Source organism: Streptomyces sp. JHA26 (genome assembly GCF_002005565.1).
Classification (GTDB): Bacteria; Actinomycetota; Actinomycetes; order Streptomycetales; family Streptomycetaceae; genus Streptomyces.
On record NZ_BDJC01000097.1, the window covers coordinates 1 to 15,253 of the forward strand.

15 protein-coding genes and 1 pseudogene are annotated in these 15,253 nt (G+C 72.4%); 14 read left to right on the forward strand and 2 right to left on the reverse strand.

The genetic code is table 11. The features are described from left to right. The 14 genes and pseudogenes from JHAT_RS32385 to JHAT_RS32450 all read left to right on the forward strand — a co-directional run. Positions 1 to 1,362 (forward strand): annotated as a pseudogene (locus JHAT_RS32385) (hypothetical protein); the annotation flags it as partial. Between the two features lie 9 nt (positions 1,363 to 1,371). Then, complete coding sequence (locus JHAT_RS32390) at positions 1,372 to 1,785, forward strand: roadblock/LC7 domain-containing protein (protein WP_003993189.1); 414 nt, start codon at positions 1,372 to 1,374, stop codon at positions 1,783 to 1,785. Positions 1,786 to 1,896: 111 nt separating this feature from the next. Continuing rightward, positions 1,897 to 2,295 carry a DUF742 domain-containing protein gene (locus JHAT_RS32395; RefSeq protein ID WP_077801851.1) on the forward strand — a complete coding sequence of 133 codons (399 nt, stop codon included), beginning with the start codon at positions 1,897 to 1,899 and terminating at the stop codon, positions 2,293 to 2,295. Next, the gene (locus JHAT_RS32400; RefSeq protein ID WP_107482094.1) at positions 2,276 to 2,851 is read left to right on the forward strand and encodes an ATP/GTP-binding protein; all 576 of its coding nucleotides are present in this window, start codon (positions 2,276 to 2,278) and stop codon (positions 2,849 to 2,851) included. The genes JHAT_RS32395 and JHAT_RS32400 overlap by 20 nt, the downstream gene beginning before the upstream one ends. Before the next feature lie 403 nt (positions 2,852 to 3,254). Further along, positions 3,255 to 6,593 (forward strand): nitrate- and nitrite sensing domain-containing protein, encoded by a 3,339-nt coding sequence (locus JHAT_RS32405; RefSeq protein ID WP_171991166.1) that lies wholly within the window; start codon positions 3,255 to 3,257, stop codon positions 6,591 to 6,593. 10 nt (positions 6,594 to 6,603) lie between these two features. After that, a complete protein-coding gene (locus JHAT_RS32410; protein ID WP_004983065.1) occupies positions 6,604 to 7,017 on the forward strand; it encodes a roadblock/LC7 domain-containing protein in 414 nt (137 codons plus the stop codon). Positions 7,018 to 7,111: 94 nt separating this feature from the next. Continuing rightward, entirely contained in the window at positions 7,112 to 7,684 is a 573-nt protein-coding gene (locus JHAT_RS32415; RefSeq protein WP_077801854.1) for a DUF742 domain-containing protein, read from the forward strand. Then, positions 7,665 to 8,246: an ATP/GTP-binding protein gene (locus JHAT_RS32420; RefSeq protein WP_026243582.1), complete on the forward strand. Its 582-nt coding sequence runs from the start codon at positions 7,665 to 7,667 to the stop codon at positions 8,244 to 8,246. Before JHAT_RS32415 ends, JHAT_RS32420 begins: the two co-directional genes overlap by 20 nt. Positions 8,247 to 8,469: 223 nt before the next feature. After that, positions 8,470 to 9,471: a serine/threonine-protein kinase gene (locus JHAT_RS32425; protein WP_077801855.1), complete on the forward strand. Its 1,002-nt coding sequence runs from the start codon at positions 8,470 to 8,472 to the stop codon at positions 9,469 to 9,471. Beyond that, on the forward strand, positions 9,461 to 9,946 hold the full coding sequence (locus JHAT_RS32430; RefSeq protein WP_077801856.1) for a hypothetical protein: 486 nt from the start codon (positions 9,461 to 9,463) through the stop codon (positions 9,944 to 9,946). Before JHAT_RS32425 ends, JHAT_RS32430 begins: the two co-directional genes overlap by 11 nt. Further along, complete coding sequence (locus JHAT_RS32435) at positions 9,943 to 10,998, forward strand: hypothetical protein (protein WP_077801857.1); 1,056 nt, start codon at positions 9,943 to 9,945, stop codon at positions 10,996 to 10,998. The genes JHAT_RS32430 and JHAT_RS32435 overlap by 4 nt, the downstream gene beginning before the upstream one ends. 76 nt (positions 10,999 to 11,074) lie before the next feature. Continuing rightward, a complete protein-coding gene (locus JHAT_RS32440; RefSeq protein ID WP_077801858.1) occupies positions 11,075 to 11,863 on the forward strand; it encodes a hypothetical protein in 789 nt (262 codons plus the stop codon). After that, positions 11,860 to 12,660 (forward strand): PP2C family serine/threonine-protein phosphatase, encoded by an 801-nt coding sequence (locus tag JHAT_RS32445; RefSeq protein ID WP_253195680.1) that lies wholly within the window; start codon positions 11,860 to 11,862, stop codon positions 12,658 to 12,660. The genes JHAT_RS32440 and JHAT_RS32445 overlap by 4 nt, the downstream gene beginning before the upstream one ends. After that, positions 12,657 to 14,129, forward strand: a complete 1,473-nt coding sequence (locus JHAT_RS32450) for a hypothetical protein (RefSeq protein ID WP_077801860.1) — start codon at positions 12,657 to 12,659, stop codon at positions 14,127 to 14,129. The genes JHAT_RS32445 and JHAT_RS32450 overlap by 4 nt, the downstream gene beginning before the upstream one ends. Before the next feature lie 77 nt (positions 14,130 to 14,206). Here JHAT_RS32450 and JHAT_RS32455 read toward each other — a convergent pair whose 3' ends face one another. Further along, the gene (locus JHAT_RS32455; RefSeq protein ID WP_077801861.1) at positions 14,207 to 14,404 is read right to left on the reverse strand and encodes an acyl-CoA carboxylase epsilon subunit; all 198 of its coding nucleotides are present in this window, start codon (positions 14,402 to 14,404) and stop codon (positions 14,207 to 14,209) included. Between the two features lie 17 nt (positions 14,405 to 14,421). After that, positions 14,422 to 15,253: acyl-CoA carboxylase subunit beta (locus tag JHAT_RS32460; RefSeq protein WP_290439826.1), on the reverse strand; the 832-nt coding region annotated here is incomplete at its 5' end.

The window sequence follows — 15,253 nt, forward strand, 5'->3', positions numbered from 1 at the left end:
GGTGCTCCGCAGGGCCTGCAGGCCGCGGGCATGAACGCCCCGCAGGAGCAGGACGCCTTCGGTGGCCGTGCCCCGCAGGGTCAGGACGCCTTCGGTGGCCGTGCCCCGGTGCCGCCGCAGCGCGGCAAGCGCAAGAACAACGGCAAGGGCAACGGCGACGCCGAGCAGGGCCGTCGTCCGCAGCTGCCGCCGCGCGGCGGTCCGCGGGCCGAGCTGCCCGGCGGCGCCCCGCAGCCGCGCGTGCCCAGCTGGAGCGACGAGAACGCGCAGCCGCCCGTGCCCCGTGCCTCGCTGGACGCCCCGCGCGGCCACGAGGAGCCGGACTCGTCCCGGACGGACCGGACGTCGCGCTTCGGTGACCAGCAGGGTCCCGGCGCGACCGCCGAGATACCGGTGGTCCCCCGGCACGACGAGCCGCAGGGCCCCGGCACCACGGCGGAGTTCGCCCGCCCGGACTTCGACGCCCCGGCCCCGCGCCAGGACGACGCGCAGAACACGGGCCGGTTCGACCGGCCCGCCGCGGCCCCGTACGGCCACGACGACCCGTTCGCGCGGCCCGAGTCCGCCGCCCCGCAGCACGAGGGCGGGTCGTTCGTCCGTCCGGACGTGTACGGCGCGCAGCCCGGCCACCAGGGACCGAACGACCCGGCCTCGACCGGCCGGTTCCCCGGCGCCCAGGCGTACGGCGACGGCTCGACCGGGCAGCACCGCCTGCCGGAGCGGCAGGACCCGGCCGTCACCGGCCAGTTCGAGCGCCCGCAGGTCAACGGCGCCCACGCGGGCGACGACTTCGGTGCCCAGCAGCAGCGCCCGGCCCCGCAGCAGCGTCCCGCGCAGCAGGAGCCCGGCCACGCGGCCCCGGCCCAGCAGCGGCCGGCCGACGGGTGGGCCCTGCCGCCCGCCTCCGGTCCCGGTGACGGACGCACGCCGCTGTACGACACGCTGGAGACCAACTGGTTCCACGGCGAGCGCCGGGAGCGGGCGGAGAACGACGCCCCCGCGCCCGCGCCCGCCCCGGAACCGCAGGCCCAGCCCCAGACCCCGGCGGCCCCCCAGCGGCCCGCCGGCTCCGCCTGGCGCAGCTCGCCGAACGACGATCTCGTCCGGCAGGCCGAACGCGTCCGGCAGCCCGCGGCCGGCGGTGTCACCACCTCCGGCCTGCCGCGCCGGGTGCCCCGGGCCAACCTCGTCCCGGGCACTGCTCAGCAGCAGCAGCACCAGAACGGTCCGCAGGTCTCGCGCGCGCCCGACGACGTGCGCGGCCGGCTGACCAATCTCCGTCGGGGAATCGCACAGGGCCGTCAGGCCGGTACCAACCAGACCGGCAGCTATCCGCGGCCCACTCACCAGCAGGAGCGTTAGTTGAGCCCGATGAGCCAGGCGGCACAGAACCTCAACTGGTTGATCACGAATTTCGTGGACAACACCCCGGGGGTGTCCCACACCGTCGTCGTGTCCGCCGACGGACTCCTCCTGGCGATGTCGGAGGGTTTCCCGCGCGACCGCGCCGACCAGCTCGCGGCGGTCGCCTCGGGGCTGACCTCGCTGACCGCCGGGGCGTCCCGGATCTTCGAGGGCGGCAGCGTGGCCCAGACGGTCGTGGAGATGGAACGCGGGTTCCTCTTCCTCATGTCCGTCTCGGACGGCTCGTCCCTGGCCGTTCTCGCGCACCCGGAGTGCGACATCGGCCTCGTCGGCTACGAGATGGCGCTGCTGGTCGACCGCGCGGGCGCGGTCCTCACCCCGGACCTGCGCGCCGAACTGCAAGGCAGTCTGCTCCACTGATCGGCCCCGGCACCACCCGTATCACCAAATCACCGTCCGGCCGCCACAATCCCCCCACCGGCCCCGTCAGACGGCACGACTGACCAACCTGCTGTCCCGCCCGGAGGATTCATGACCCCGCCCACCGCCTCTCATGATCCGTACGCGGAGCCGTACGAGGACGAGGGCGACCAGCCGCTGGTACGTCCGTACGCGATGACCGGCGGCCGGACAAGGCCGCGCTATCAGCTCGCCATCGAGGCGCTGATCAGCACCACGGCCGACCCCGCAGTGCTCATGGGGCTGCTGCCCGAGCACCAGCGCATCTGCCACCTGTGCCGCGAGGTGAAGTCGGTGGCGGAGGTGTCGGCACTGCTGGCCATGCCGCTGGGTGTGGCCAGGATCCTCGTCGCCGACTTGGCGGAGGCGGGCCTGGTCGCCGTCCACCAGCCGGGCGGCGACGAGAACAACGGCGGTGCACCGGACGTGACACTGCTCGAAAGGGTGCTCAGTGGACTTCGCAAGCTCTGACGGAGGCCGGGCGACCACCTCCGCGAAGATCGTGGTGGCCGGTGGCTTCGGCGTCGGCAAGACCACGTTCGTGGGTGCCGTCTCGGAGATCAACCCGCTGCGCACCGAGGCCGTGATGACCTCCGCCAGCGCCGGGATCGACGACCTCACGCACGCCGGGGGCAAGACGACCACGACGGTCGCCATGGACTTCGGCCGCATCACGCTCGACCAGGACCTGATCCTCTACCTGTTCGGCACGCCCGGTCAGGACCGCTTCTGGTTCATGTGGGACGACCTGGTGCGCGGCGCCATCGGCGCGGTCGTCCTGTGCGACACCCGCCGGCTGGCCGACTGCTTCCCGGCCGTCGACTACTTCGAGAACAGCGGTCTGCCGTTCGTCGTCGCGCTGAACGGCTTCGACGGCCAGCAGCCGTACACCCCGGACGAGGTGCGCGAGGCGCTGCAGATCGGCCCCGACGCCCCGATCATCACCACCGACGCGCGGCACCGGGCCGACGCCAAGAGTGCGCTGATCACGCTGGTGGAACACGCGCTGATGGCACGGCTGAGGTAGGTTCCGCGGCCGGAAAGATCCAAGTCGGCAAGGACCCACGACAGTTGCCTTGGGCGTACCGGAGTCGGCTGTGTCCTTCGACACGGTCGGCTCCGGTGTTCATAACGTTTCGGCAGAGGAAACGGGTGGTACCGCCACAGCTCGCGGTCGATCGGTGTCGCTGCGCGCACGAACGCCCCGTCTTTTGACGGGCCTCGCTCTTTATGACCGTTTTATCTGACGCTTACCTCACGTGCGAGCTCCTCGTTCCACTGTTTGGAAGAGCGCAGGCCGTCGTGCTGGAATGCGAGAACTGCCCAATGGTCAAAGACGTACTCAGCAGTAGCACGTATATGACGGCGAACTGGGCGCTGATACACAGCGGCACGACGTAGGTGCCGACCGCCGAGAGGTTGTTGGTCGAGTGAGGCGAAGCAAGAACAGTCCCGAGCCATCGGCCCGGGGCAACTTCACCCCGCCGCCGCGCACAGCGGCCCCCGCCCCCGCGCCCGCGCCCGCGTCGGAGCCCACGGCCGCACCCGCTGCGAGCGGCGGCCGTCTTTCCCCGCGCAACTGGCGGGTGACCACCCGGCTGAACGCGATCCTGCTCATACCCGTGCTGGTCGGCCTCGTCATGGGCGGCTTCCAGGTGAAGAGCTCGATCGACACCTGGCAGGACGCCGAGGACGCCGAGAACACCGCACTCCTGGTGCGCGCCTCCCTCGGCTACGCCAGCGCCCTCTACAACGAGCGCGACCTCACCGCCGCGCCGCTGCTCCAGGGCAAGGGCGAGAAGGACGAGACCGTCGCCCAGGCCCGCCGGGCCACGGACGAGGCCGCCGACGCCTTCGACGAGGCCGCGCAGGACATGCCGGACAAGGCCGGTCTGGAACGCCGGCTGAAGGTCTTCCGCGAGCAGGAGCCCAAGCTCCAGACGCTGCGCGCGACCGCCTACACCTCCAAGCTCAAGGGCGTGGAGACCGAGGAGGGCTACACCGGGATCGCCCACCCCCTGATGGAGTTCGCCAACGAGCTCGGTCTGGGCACCGGCAACATCACCTCCTACGGCCGTACCGTCTACGCGATCTCCCTGACCAAGGCCGCGCTCTCGCTGGAGCGCTCCATCGGCATGCACATGTTGGTCAAGCCGGGTCCGGAGCCGAGCCACCTCGCCAGCCAGCGCGTCGCCCTCTCCTCGTACGCCTACCTCGAGCGCATCGCCGTCGAGGAGTACATCGGCGGCGGTACCGAGGCGGACGCGCAGAAGCTCGAGGACGCCGAGGCGAAGCTCAAGAAGGACGGCGCGGCCATGGCCAAGGAGGCCAAGGCCAAGGACCCGGACTACGTGCCGCCGCCGGCCAACCCGACCACCATGATCTCCGAGCTGGCCGGGCTGGACTCCACGGACGCGGATGCCCGCGCCGAGCTGGCCGGGCAGGGCATCACCCCGGAGAACTGGTGGGCGGTCAACACCCTCAAGTTCGACGCCTACAGCAAGATCGAGTCGGACATGGCCGACCGGGCCGTGGACGAGGCCTCCGCCATCGCCGACGACGCCGAGCAGGACGCCTACATCACCGGCGCCGCGGTCGTGATCGCGCTGCTCGCCGCGTTCATCCTGGCCGGCATGGTGGCCCGCCAGATGAGCCGCTCCATGCGCCAGCTGCGCAACGCCGCCTTCGGCATCGCCGAGCAGCGGCTGCCGTCGCTGGTCGACCAGCTCTCCCGCACCGACCCCGGCCGGGTCGACACCCGGGTGGCCCCGATCCCGATCAGCTCCACCGACGAGATCGGCGAAGTCGCCCGCGCCTTCGACCAGGTGCACCGCGAGGCGGTCCGGCTCGCCTCCGAGCAGGCCCTGCTGCGGGGCAACATCAACGCGATCTTCACCAACCTCTCGCGCCGCAACCAGTCGCTGATCGAGGGCCAGTTGAGCCTGATCACCGACCTGGAGAACAACGAGGCCGACCCCGACCAGCTGGAGAACCTCTTCCGGCTGGACCACCTCGCCACCCGCATGCGCCGCAACGGCGAGAACCTCCTGGTCCTCGCCGGCGAGGAGCCCGGCCGGCGCTGGGACCAGCCGGTCCCGCTGGTCGACGTGCTGCGCGCCGCCTCCTCCGAGGTGGAGCAGTACGAGCGCATCGAGCTGCAGGGCGTGCCGGAGGCCGAGATCCACGGCCGCGCCGTGACCGACCTCGTGCACCTGCTCGCCGAGCTCCTGGAGAACGCCACCACGTTCTCCTCCCCGCAGACCAAGGTCCGCGTCACCGCGACCCGGCTGCCCGACGGCCGCGTGATGGTGGAGATCCACGACAAGGGCATCGGCCTGACCGCCGAGGACTTCGCGGACATCAACCACAAGCTGGCCAACCCGCCGACCGTGGACGCCGCGATCTCGCAGCGCATGGGCCTGTTCGTGGTCGGCCGGCTGTCCGACCGGCACGGCATCCGCGTCCAGCTGCGCCCCTCCGGCGAGCAGGCGGGCACCACCTCGCTGGTCATGCTCCCGGACGCCATCACGCACGGCGGTGGCGGCGAGCAGCAGGTGCAGCGCGACGAGTTCACCGTCTCGCAGATCATCCCCGAGCAGAACTTCCAGGGCGAGGGCTTCGGCCAGGTCGGCCAGCCCATGCGGACGGCCGCGGAGCTGGGCTTCGACGACAGCCGCTACACCGAGGTTCCCGACGACATCCGTGAGCTCGACCCGGTGGGCCGCTCCCTGATGCGCGAGGAACGCCGTGCGGCCCTGGAGGCCCAGGCGCAGCCCGAGCTGCCCGGCCCGGCGGACTCCGACGGCCGCGAGAGCGCGGAGGCGGCCGGTTACCAGGACCAGTTCACCGGCCGGCAGCCGGTCTACGGCCAGGACCAGGGCGGGTACCAGGACCAGGACGGGTACCAGGACCAGGGCGGATACCAGGACCAGGACGGGTACCAGGAGCAGCAGACCGGCACGTACGCCCAGCAGTCGGCGTACCCCGATCAGCAGTCGGCGTACTCCGACCAGCAGCAGGCGTACGCGGAGCCGCAGCAGGCGTCGTACGAGGAGCAGTACTACGCGCCGAACGGCGGCCTGCCCCAGGGCGACGGCTACGCGCCGAACGGCGGCTACGCGGAGCCGGGCCCGAACGGGCACCAGCCGGCCGGATCCGGCGCCCAGGAGGCCTACTCGGCCTTCGAGCAGCGGCGTCACCAGGACGACTGGCCCCAGCAGGACGGCTACCGGAACGACTACCAGGGCCAGTACGCTGCGGATGCTCCCGAGGCGGAGTCCGCGCAGGCCGCTGACGTGGCCGAGGCGGACCGCGTAGGCTTCGACCGTCCGGGTCCGGCTTCCTCCGCCGCCCACGACCTCACCGACGCCGGCCTTCCGCGCCGCGGTTCCTCCGCGGGCGGTCCGGGCGACGCGGGGCGCGTGGACCGGGAGGCACCGGCTTCGGCGGCGGGCGGCTCCGGCGACTGGCGCTCGGCCAACGACGAGCGCTGGCAGCAGGCCTCACAGCTGCGCAAGCCCAAGGCGGGCGGAGTGACCTCCTCCGGTCTGCCGCGGCGGGTCCCCAAGGCCAACCTGGTCGAGGGCGCCGCCGAAACCACTCCCCAGGGGGGCCCACAGGTCTCCCGCGCCCCGGAGGACGTCCGGGGCAGGCTGAGCAACCTGCGACGCGGCGTCGAACGGGGCCGCACCGCAGGCAGTGAAACGAACGGCCAGGACACAAGGAATGAACACCGTGGTCCTGACAGCACCTACAACCAGGAGCGTTAGTGTGAGCCCGATGAGCCAGGCGGCACAGAACCTGAACTGGTTGATCACCAACTTCGTGGACAACACCCCGGGGGTGTCCCACACGGTGGTGGTCTCCGCCGACGGACTCCTTCTGGCGATGTCCGAGGGGTTCCCGCGCGACCGCGCCGACCAGCTCGCGGCCGTCGCCTCCGGTCTGACCTCGCTGACCGCCGGCGCCTCGCGCATCTTCGAGGGCGGCAGCGTGAACCAGACGGTTGTGGAGATGGAGAGGGGATTCCTCTTCATCATGTCCATCTCCGACGGTTCCTCGCTCGCGGTTCTCGCACACCCGGAGGCGGACATCGGCCTCATTGGGTACGAGATGGCCCTTCTGGTGGACCGTGCCGGCACGGTCCTGACCCCGGACCTGCGTGCCGAGCTCCAGGGGAGCCTTCTCAACTGAAGGACAGACGGTGCATTTTGGCGTCCCGTGGCCGTAAAGTTTCGGGACGCGGCTTCCCAGTGATGGATGCCAGGCACAGCCGGAGGAGGAGAAAGTGGCAACACCCCCAGGTGGTCCGTCTGCGGGCGACTGGTCGTACGGCCCTGCGCAGGGGCAGAACGACGGCTCGGTGAACGGGTACGGCTTTCCCTCCACCCCGGGCCACCGGCAGCCGTACGCACCGCAGGGTCCCGGCCCTTCGCCGTACGACCAGCCGCAGGCTCCGCGCATCCAGCCCGTGCAGCCGCAGCGCCGCACCCCTGAGCCGGCGCCCTCGGGAGCGTCGAACAACCCTCTGGTGCGTCCGTACGCCATGACGGGCGGCCGCACCAGGCCGCGGTACCAGCTCGCCATCGAGGCACTGGTGCACACCACCGCGCAGCCGCACCAGATGCAGGGCCAGCTGCCCGAGCATCAGCGGATCTGCAACCTCTGCCGGGAGATCAAGTCGGTGGCCGAGATCTCGGCCCTGCTGACGATCCCTCTCGGCGTGGCCAGGATCCTCGTCGCCGACTTGGCGGAGGCGGGCCTGGTCGCCATCCATCAGCCCGGCGGCGACGAGAACGCCGGCGGCCAGCCAGACGTGACACTGCTCGAAAGGGTGCTCAGTGGACTTCGCAAGCTCTAGCGGAGGGCCTTCCCGCTCCACCACGTCCGCGAAGATCGTGGTGGCGGGCGGTTTCGGCGTGGGCAAGACCACGTTCGTCGGCGCCGTCTCGGAGATCAACCCGCTGCGCACGGAGGCCGTGATGACGTCCGCGTCCGCGGGCATCGACGACCTCACCCACACGGGGGACAAGACGACCACGACGGTCGCCATGGACTTCGGCCGCATCACGCTCGACCAGGACCTGATCCTCTACCTGTTCGGCACGCCCGGTCAGGACCGCTTCTGGTTCATGTGGGACGACCTGGTGCGCGGCGCCATCGGCGCGGTCGTGCTGGTCGACACGAGGCGGCTGGCCGACTGCTTCCCGGCCGTCGACTACTTCGAGAACAGCGGTCTGCCGTTCGTCATCGCCCTGAACGGCTTCGACGGGCAGCAGCCGTACAACCCGGACGAGGTCCGGGAGGCGCTGCAGATCGGCCCCGACACGCCGATCATCACGACGGACGCGCGGCACCGGGCCGACGCGAAGTCGACGCTGATCACTCTCGTGGAGCACGCCCTGATGGCCCGCCTGCGCTAGCGCCCGGCGCCCGCCCCGGAACACCGAAAGGGGGCGGCTCCTCCCGTGGGGAGGAGCCGCCCCCTTTCGCGTACGCCGGTGTGGGACAGAGCGGGCCAGGCAGGGCCCACGCGGCTCTTCTTCCCGAAGAGGTACACAAGCGGCCCAGCCCTACGGTAATTTGACCAACCGGACCGGCGGTCCTGGGGGTCGACCGCCGGCAGCACACCATTCGGGGGGGTGGGTGAACACACCCGGCAGCACGCCGAGCATCGGCGCCTTCACCGTCATCGACACGCTCGGCAGCGGTGGGATGGGAACCGTGTATCTCTGCCGCACCCCCGCGGGACAGCGTCTCGCGGTCAAGGTCGTGCGCGAGGACCTCACCGGACACAGCGAGATCCGGCAGCGTTTCGCCCGTGAGGTCGCCGCGCTGCGCGAGGTGCACAGCCCCTACACCGTGCCGGTCTACGCCGCCGAGACCGACGTACCACCGTTATGGCTCGCCACGCGTTACGTGGAGGGGCCCACGCTGGCCGCGCGCGTGCGGGACACGGGGCCGCTGTCCGCGGAGCCGGTCGCGCGACTCGGCCTGATGCTCGCCGAGGCGCTCGCCACGGTGCACGCGCGCGGAGTGATCCACCGGGACGTCAAGCCCGGCAACATCATCATGGAGGGCGACGAGCCGCGACTGATCGACTTCGGGATAGCCCGCTCCATCGTCGACGTCGGCGGTCTGACGGCGCCCGGCACGATCATCGGCACCTCCGGCTACATGGCCCCGGAACAGCTGGCGGGCGGGCGGCCGTCGCCGGCCGTCGACGTCTTCGCCCTCGGAGCGGTGCTCACCTTCGCCGCCACCGGCCGGCCCCCGTTCGGCACCGGCAGTGACGCCAACCGGCGGATCCGCCGCGCGGAACCTCCCCGGCTGGACGGAGTGCCCGCCGGGCTGAAGGACCTGATCGGCGCCTGCCTGGCCCGGGAACCCGGTGCCCGGCCCGGGCCGCGCGACCTCCTGACCACGCTGGCCACCCTCCTGAAGACCGCGCAGGAACCCACCCGCCCCGGCGGCGCGGCCGAGCGCGCCGGGCGCGGGGAACCGACCGAGCCGGAGATGCGTTCGGCGCACCGGTGCCGGACCCCGGCGCCGGGGGGTGCCTGTGCGCTGCGTCCCGCGGCGGCCGGGCTCCTCGACGCCGGTCTCACCCCCGCCCTGATCCGGAAGGCGCTGCGCGATGCCCACTGATCCCCTGCTCGCCCTGAAGGACGACTGGACGAGTCTCGTGGAGACCTGGGCCCGGCGCCGCGGCGCGCGCGTCCTGTCCCACCAGGGCGCTCTGACCGTGGACACCCGGGTCGGCGGTGCTTCCGGCACGCCCCTCACCGCCGACTTCCACCGCAGCGGTGCCGCGGTCGTGGTGATCATCACCGACGGCACCCTCGTACCACCGGACCGGCTGGCCCCGACGGCCGCCGCGGCGACCGCCTGGAACGCGCGCGAGGTGAGTCCGACGGCGGTGCTGGGATACGACGGGACCGACGTGCCGCTGCTGTCCGCCGTGTCGAGCCTTCCCGTGGCGGCCCACATGACCGCGAGCGGTTTCGCCGCGACGCTCGACCCCCTGCTGACACGGGCGGAACGGCTGCTGTCCGAGTGCCGCGACCTGGGGTACGTCCTGCGCCGCGCGGACGACATGGCGGCGCGGAAGGCGGGCCGATGATCTGGGTCGTCGGTGTGCTCGTGGTGGTGCTGCTGTGCTTCGTCACGGCGCTGGGCATCCTGTGGTCCCGGACCGGCGCCCGGGCCGACCGGCTCTCCCCGGCGCACGAGCCGGACCGCCTCGTGTGGCGCCGCGACGGGCCGGACGGCCCTCCCGGCGGCGGGCGGGCGGCACCCCGTCGCGCCGACGGTCCGGGACGCGGCGAACAGCGTCCGTCCCCGGAGCAGCACGGGTCAGGCACCTCCGACGGTTCGGCGCGCCACAGGCCGGTCCCGGCGGGCCGACGTCTCGACACCGACGTGGCGCGGCTGGGCCGGAAGGCGCGCCGGGCCCTGAACTCCGTGCCCGGGAAGATGCCCATGGTGCGCCGTCGGCCCCGGGAGGAGGACGAGTCCTACGAGCGTCCGGAGCGGGCGGTGCCGTCGGGGGGCGCCGTGCCCGAGCGGGAAACGGGTGACGCACGCGGGAACCGGCCGGTTCCCGGAGTCCACCAGCCGCTTCCCGAGGCGCACCAGCCGCTCTCCGACGACCAGCGGCAGCTTCCCGGGCACCCCGCCGCCCCGGTGTCCGGAAACGCACCGGGCCGCGCACCCGCGCAACCCCAGCGCGCACAGCACCAGCCGGAGCACCACCAGCCCGTGCAGCACCGGTCGGCCCCCCGACCCGCGCGCCCTCACGAGTCACAGCCGCAGCCGTACTCCGCCGCGGCGGCACCGTCCGGCGCGACCGGGCGTGTGCCGACGGCGACCCCGCACCCGGCGGACGAGGACGTGCCCACCCGGCACCTGCGCGCCGACACCGCGTCCTACGACGGTCCGCACGCCGGCACCGCACCCGGCACACCCGACGACCGCCCGGACACCCCGGGACCGGACGACCGGATCACCACGGCCGTCACCTGGCTGCGCCCCCAGGGCTACGTGGAGTGGGAGGGAGCCATGCACCGCGCCCACTGGCACGGGTCCGCGTCGGCCTTCCCCCGGCCGGGCAGCCGGGTCCGGGTGGCCCCCTCCCCCGATCCCCTGGTCCTCGAAGCCCGTCCCCTCGACTGACCGCTCCCCTCCCCACGCACCCGGTCGGTCTCTCCCCCACCACCGTCCCCGCCCGCACTCAGCACCATGGAGAGCCGTGTTCCACACTCCTGGGTCCGACGAGGCCCCCCTTCCCCTGCCCTACACGGGTTTCGAGTTCGACAGCGCGCAGCGGCTGCCCCTGCTGCTGTGCCTCGACACCTCCAGCTCCCTGGCCAAGAACGGCGCCATCGCCTCGCTCAACACGGCGCTGGCGTCCTGGGCGCACAGCCTGGAGAACGACATGGTGCTCGGCGCCACCGTGGACATCGCCCTCATCACGTTCGGCGGCAGCGGTCACATCACCGTGTGGCAGGGCGACACGGCGCTGGGTCCGACCGCCCCCACGTGGCCGCTCAGCCCGTTCGTGCCGGCCCACGAGTTCCGTCCCCCGCAGCTGAGAGCCCTCGGCGTGACCCTGCTGGACCGGGCGCTGCGCCTGGCCATGGAGGTCGTCGCGGACTACAAGGCGGGACTGCGCGCCGCGGGGCTGACGTACTACCGCCCGCAGATCTGCCTGGTGACCGACGGATACCCCAGCGACGAGGGGGGCCGCTTCTCGTACTCCTACCGCGATCTGCTCCCCGAGCTGCGGAAGGCGGAGGAGGAGCGCCGGTTCCGGTTGTTCGCGGTGGGGGTGGGCGAGCAGCTCAGCGGTGCGCAGGCCGTGCTGGAGGAGCTGGCGCCGGAGTACAACGCCTGGCTGGACGGCTTCCCCTTCGAGCTGGTCCTCAAGGTCATGTCGCACAGCGCGCAGGCCACGCAGGACGGCGCCGACGAGGCCGAGATCCGGCAGATCTTCGCCCGGCTGAAGACCCGGCGCGGCGGCGGGCAGGTTCCGGCGTGAGCGTGTCCCCCGAGCGGGAACCGGCGAGCTGGCGGGTGCACGGCACCAAGGTGACCGGTTACCGGCACCTGCGGGACGACCTGCCCTGTCAGGACGCCTGGGGGATGCGGCGGTCGTCGGACTCCCTGGTGCTGGTCGTCGCGGACGGGGCGGGCAGCGCGGCGCGCGCCGAGGAGGGCGCCCGGCAGGTCGTGCGCCTGGCCGTGGAGGCGTTCGCCCCGCTGGCGACCCCGTGGGACCGGATTCCCGACGCGAACGCGCGCAAGCACCTGATGACCGAAGCCTTCCGGTCCGTGCGCACGAACTTCCTGCACTGGTGCGGCAGCGACCCGGCGCCGTTCGCGACGACGCTGACGGTGGTGGTGGCCGCCCAGGGGTGGCTCGGGCACGTGTCGGTCGGCGACGGTCTGGTGCTGCTGCGCACCGGCGGGGACGGTTCCCCGGCCGCCCACCACCTGCTGCCCCAGCCGGCCGGCCCGAGCGAGTACGCGAACGAGACGGTGTTCGTCGGCTCCGCCGCCGCGCTGGGCCACGTGCTGGTCGACTGTGTGCGCGACCCGGGGATCGACGGGGTGCTGCTGTCCACCGACGGGCTGACCAACGTGCTCGTCAAGCGCACCCCCAGCGGCTTCCCGCTGCCGCACGACGCCTTCGTGGGGCGCCTCTTCGAACGGCTCGCGCGCCCGGACTACGACCATGACGAGGAAGAGCGGTGGGTGACCGCCTTCCTCGGTTCGGACCAGGTCAACCGGGTGACCGGCGACGACAAGACTCTCCTGTGGGCGATACGGACATGAGCACCGACGACATCATCGATCTGACATTCGCCGACGGCACCCCGCTGTCGCGTACGGGCCGGCCGCTCGGTCAGGGCGGACAGGGCAGTGTGTGGGCGGTGGAGGGCCGCCAGGACCTCGCGGTCAAGATCTACGAGCGGCCGCCGGGCGACGCCCAGCTCCGCCGGCTCACCGCGATGCTGCGCACCCGGCCGCTGGCGGCGGAGCGGCTGCACCCGGGCCAGCCCCCGCTCCTGGTCTGGCCGACCGAACTGGTCAGGAGCGGCGGCCGTACGGTCGGTTACGGCATGACACGGCTGCCCGACACGCACACCCCGCTCAACGGCCTGCTGCGCAAGTCGGTGCGACAGAAGCGGTTCTCCGGACAGGCACACTGGAAGTTCCTGCTCGGGGTGGCCGCGAACCTCTCGTTCATCACGGCCGGGCTGCACGACGAGGACGTCGTCGTGGGCGACCTGTCCGGGGCGAACGCGGTCACCGACGACCGCGGGTTCATCACGCTGCTGGACTGCGACTCCTTCGCCTTCACCGACACGGAGACCGGTGAGGAGTTCGGCTGCGACGTCTTCACCGACGACTACGGTGCTCCCGAGCGCCACAAGGGCGGGCCGGCGGACCGGCACTCGGACGACTTCGCGCTCGCGGTCCTCGTCTACCAGTTGCTGACCGCGGGCAACCACCCGTTCGACGGGGCCCCGAAGTCGGGCTCGGCGGAGTCCACCCGCAAGGACAACATCCTCTCCGGCACGACCTTCCTGGTCCATCCGGACCAGGTCCACGTACCCGCCCAGCTGCTGCCGGTCGAGGTGTTGCCGCCGGCGGTGGCCGAGCTCGCGCGGGCCGCGTTCGGACCGGGCCTGCGGGAGCCCGCGCGCAGACCGACCTCGACGGACTGGCTGGAGGCGCTGGACGACGCCCGGGAGGAGGTGGCCCGGTGCACCGTCGTCGCGGAGCACTACTACAGCGGTCACCTGGACAGGTGCCCCTGGTGCCTGCGGCGCGCGGAGGGACGGACCGACCCGTACGCCGCCGCGACCGACCGGAGCGCGCGATCCAGGACGGCGTCCGCGTCGGCGTCGGCCGCGGCTTCGGCGTCGGCGTCCCCCTCGGCTTCGGCTTCGGCGTCGGCTTCCGCTTCGGTTCCGGCAGCGGGCGCGTCCGCCCGGCACCAGCCGTCCGGCAGCACGCCGAAGAGCACGCCCGGCGGTGCGGCCGGCGCGTCGTCCGGCGGTAGGCCCGCGCCGGATACGGCCACGGGTCGGCCGAATCCGGGCAGCACCCCTCAGCGGACGGCCGGGACGCAGACGGCCGAGGGCACCGCGCAGCAGGGGGGAGGCGCGGCGGGCGGGACCGACAACAAGCCCGAAGAGGTGAGCAACGGCTGCGTGGCGACCGCCCTGGTGTCCTTGCTGGCGATCCTCGGGCTCGTGATCTGGGGCATCGTCGTCCTGGTACAGGCGGTGTTCTGACCGGCCCCGGCGGCGGCACCCGGCGAACACGCCGCAGGGCCGGAACCCTCACGGGGTTCCGGCCCTGCGGGCTCGGGTCAGCGCCAGCTGTGCGGGGCCCGGAAGCCCGGCTCGCGCTCCAGGCGGCGCCAGCCCGCGCGGACACGGCCGCCGCCGTGCGGGGAGGCGATCTCGGCGGGGCGGGCGGCGGCACGGGCCAGCAGGAGGGCCGTGATCGCGGCGACTTCCTCGGGCTCGGCGTGGCCCTTCTCTACGCGGATGTCGGGAGTGGACATGGGAATGGCTCCTCGGATCACTGCGGGGGGTTGCCGTGCTTGCGGGAGGGCAGGTCGGCGTGCTTGGTCTGGAGCATCGCCAGGGACCGGATGAGGACCTCGCGGGTCTCGGCGGGGTCGATGACGTCGTCCACGAGGCCGCGTTCGGCCGCGTAGTAGGGGTGCATCAGCTCGGCCTTGTACTCCTTGACCATGCGGGCCCGCATGGCCTCGGGGTCCTCCGCCTCGGCGATCTGGCGGCGGAAGATGACGTTGGCGGCGCCCTCGGCACCCATCACGGCGATCTCGTTGGTGGGCCAGGCGTAGGTGAGGTCGGCGCCGATGGACTGGGAGTCCATGACGATGTAGGCGCCGCCGTAGGCCTTGCGCAGGATGAGCGAGATCCGCGGCACGGTGGCGTTGCAGTACGCGTACAGCAGCTTCGCGCCGTGGCGGATGATGCCGCCGTGCTCCTGGTCGACGCCCGGCAGGAACCCGGGGACGTCCAGCAGGGTCAGGATGGGGATGTTGAAGGCGTCGCACATCTGCACGAAGCGGGCGGCCTTCTCGCTGGCCTCGATGTCCAGCACGCCGGCCAGGGCCTGCGGCTGGTTGGCGACGATGCCGACGACCTGGCCGTCCAGGCGGGCCAGCGCGCAGATGATGTTGCGGGCCCAGCGCTCGTGGACCTCGAGGTACTCGCCGTCGTCGACGATCTCCTCGATCACCTTGGCCATGTCGTAGGGCCGGTTGCCGTCGGCCGGCACCAGGTCCAGCAGGACCTCGGACCGGCGGTCGGCCGGGTCCGCGGACTCCGCGCGCGGCGGGTTCTCGCGGTTGTTCTGCGGCAGCAGCGACAGGAGGTAGCGG

Coding starts and splice junctions, on each gene's coding strand:
- JHAT_RS32435 (WP_077801857.1), top strand. CDS start 9,943: ATGATCTGGGTCGTCGGTGTGCTCGTGGTGGTGCTGCTGTGCTTCGTC.
- JHAT_RS32390 (WP_003993189.1), top strand. CDS start 1,372: ATGAGCCAGGCGGCACAGAACCTCAACTGGTTGATCACGAATTTCGTG.
- JHAT_RS32395 (WP_077801851.1), top strand. CDS start 1,897: ATGACCCCGCCCACCGCCTCTCATGATCCGTACGCGGAGCCGTACGAG.
- JHAT_RS32450 (WP_077801860.1), top strand. CDS start 12,657: ATGAGCACCGACGACATCATCGATCTGACATTCGCCGACGGCACCCCG.
- JHAT_RS32455 (WP_077801861.1), bottom strand. CDS start 14,404: ATGTCCACTCCCGACATCCGCGTAGAGAAGGGCCACGCCGAGCCCGAG.
- JHAT_RS32410 (WP_004983065.1), top strand. CDS start 6,604: ATGAGCCAGGCGGCACAGAACCTGAACTGGTTGATCACCAACTTCGTG.
- JHAT_RS32430 (WP_077801856.1), top strand. CDS start 9,461: ATGCCCACTGATCCCCTGCTCGCCCTGAAGGACGACTGGACGAGTCTC.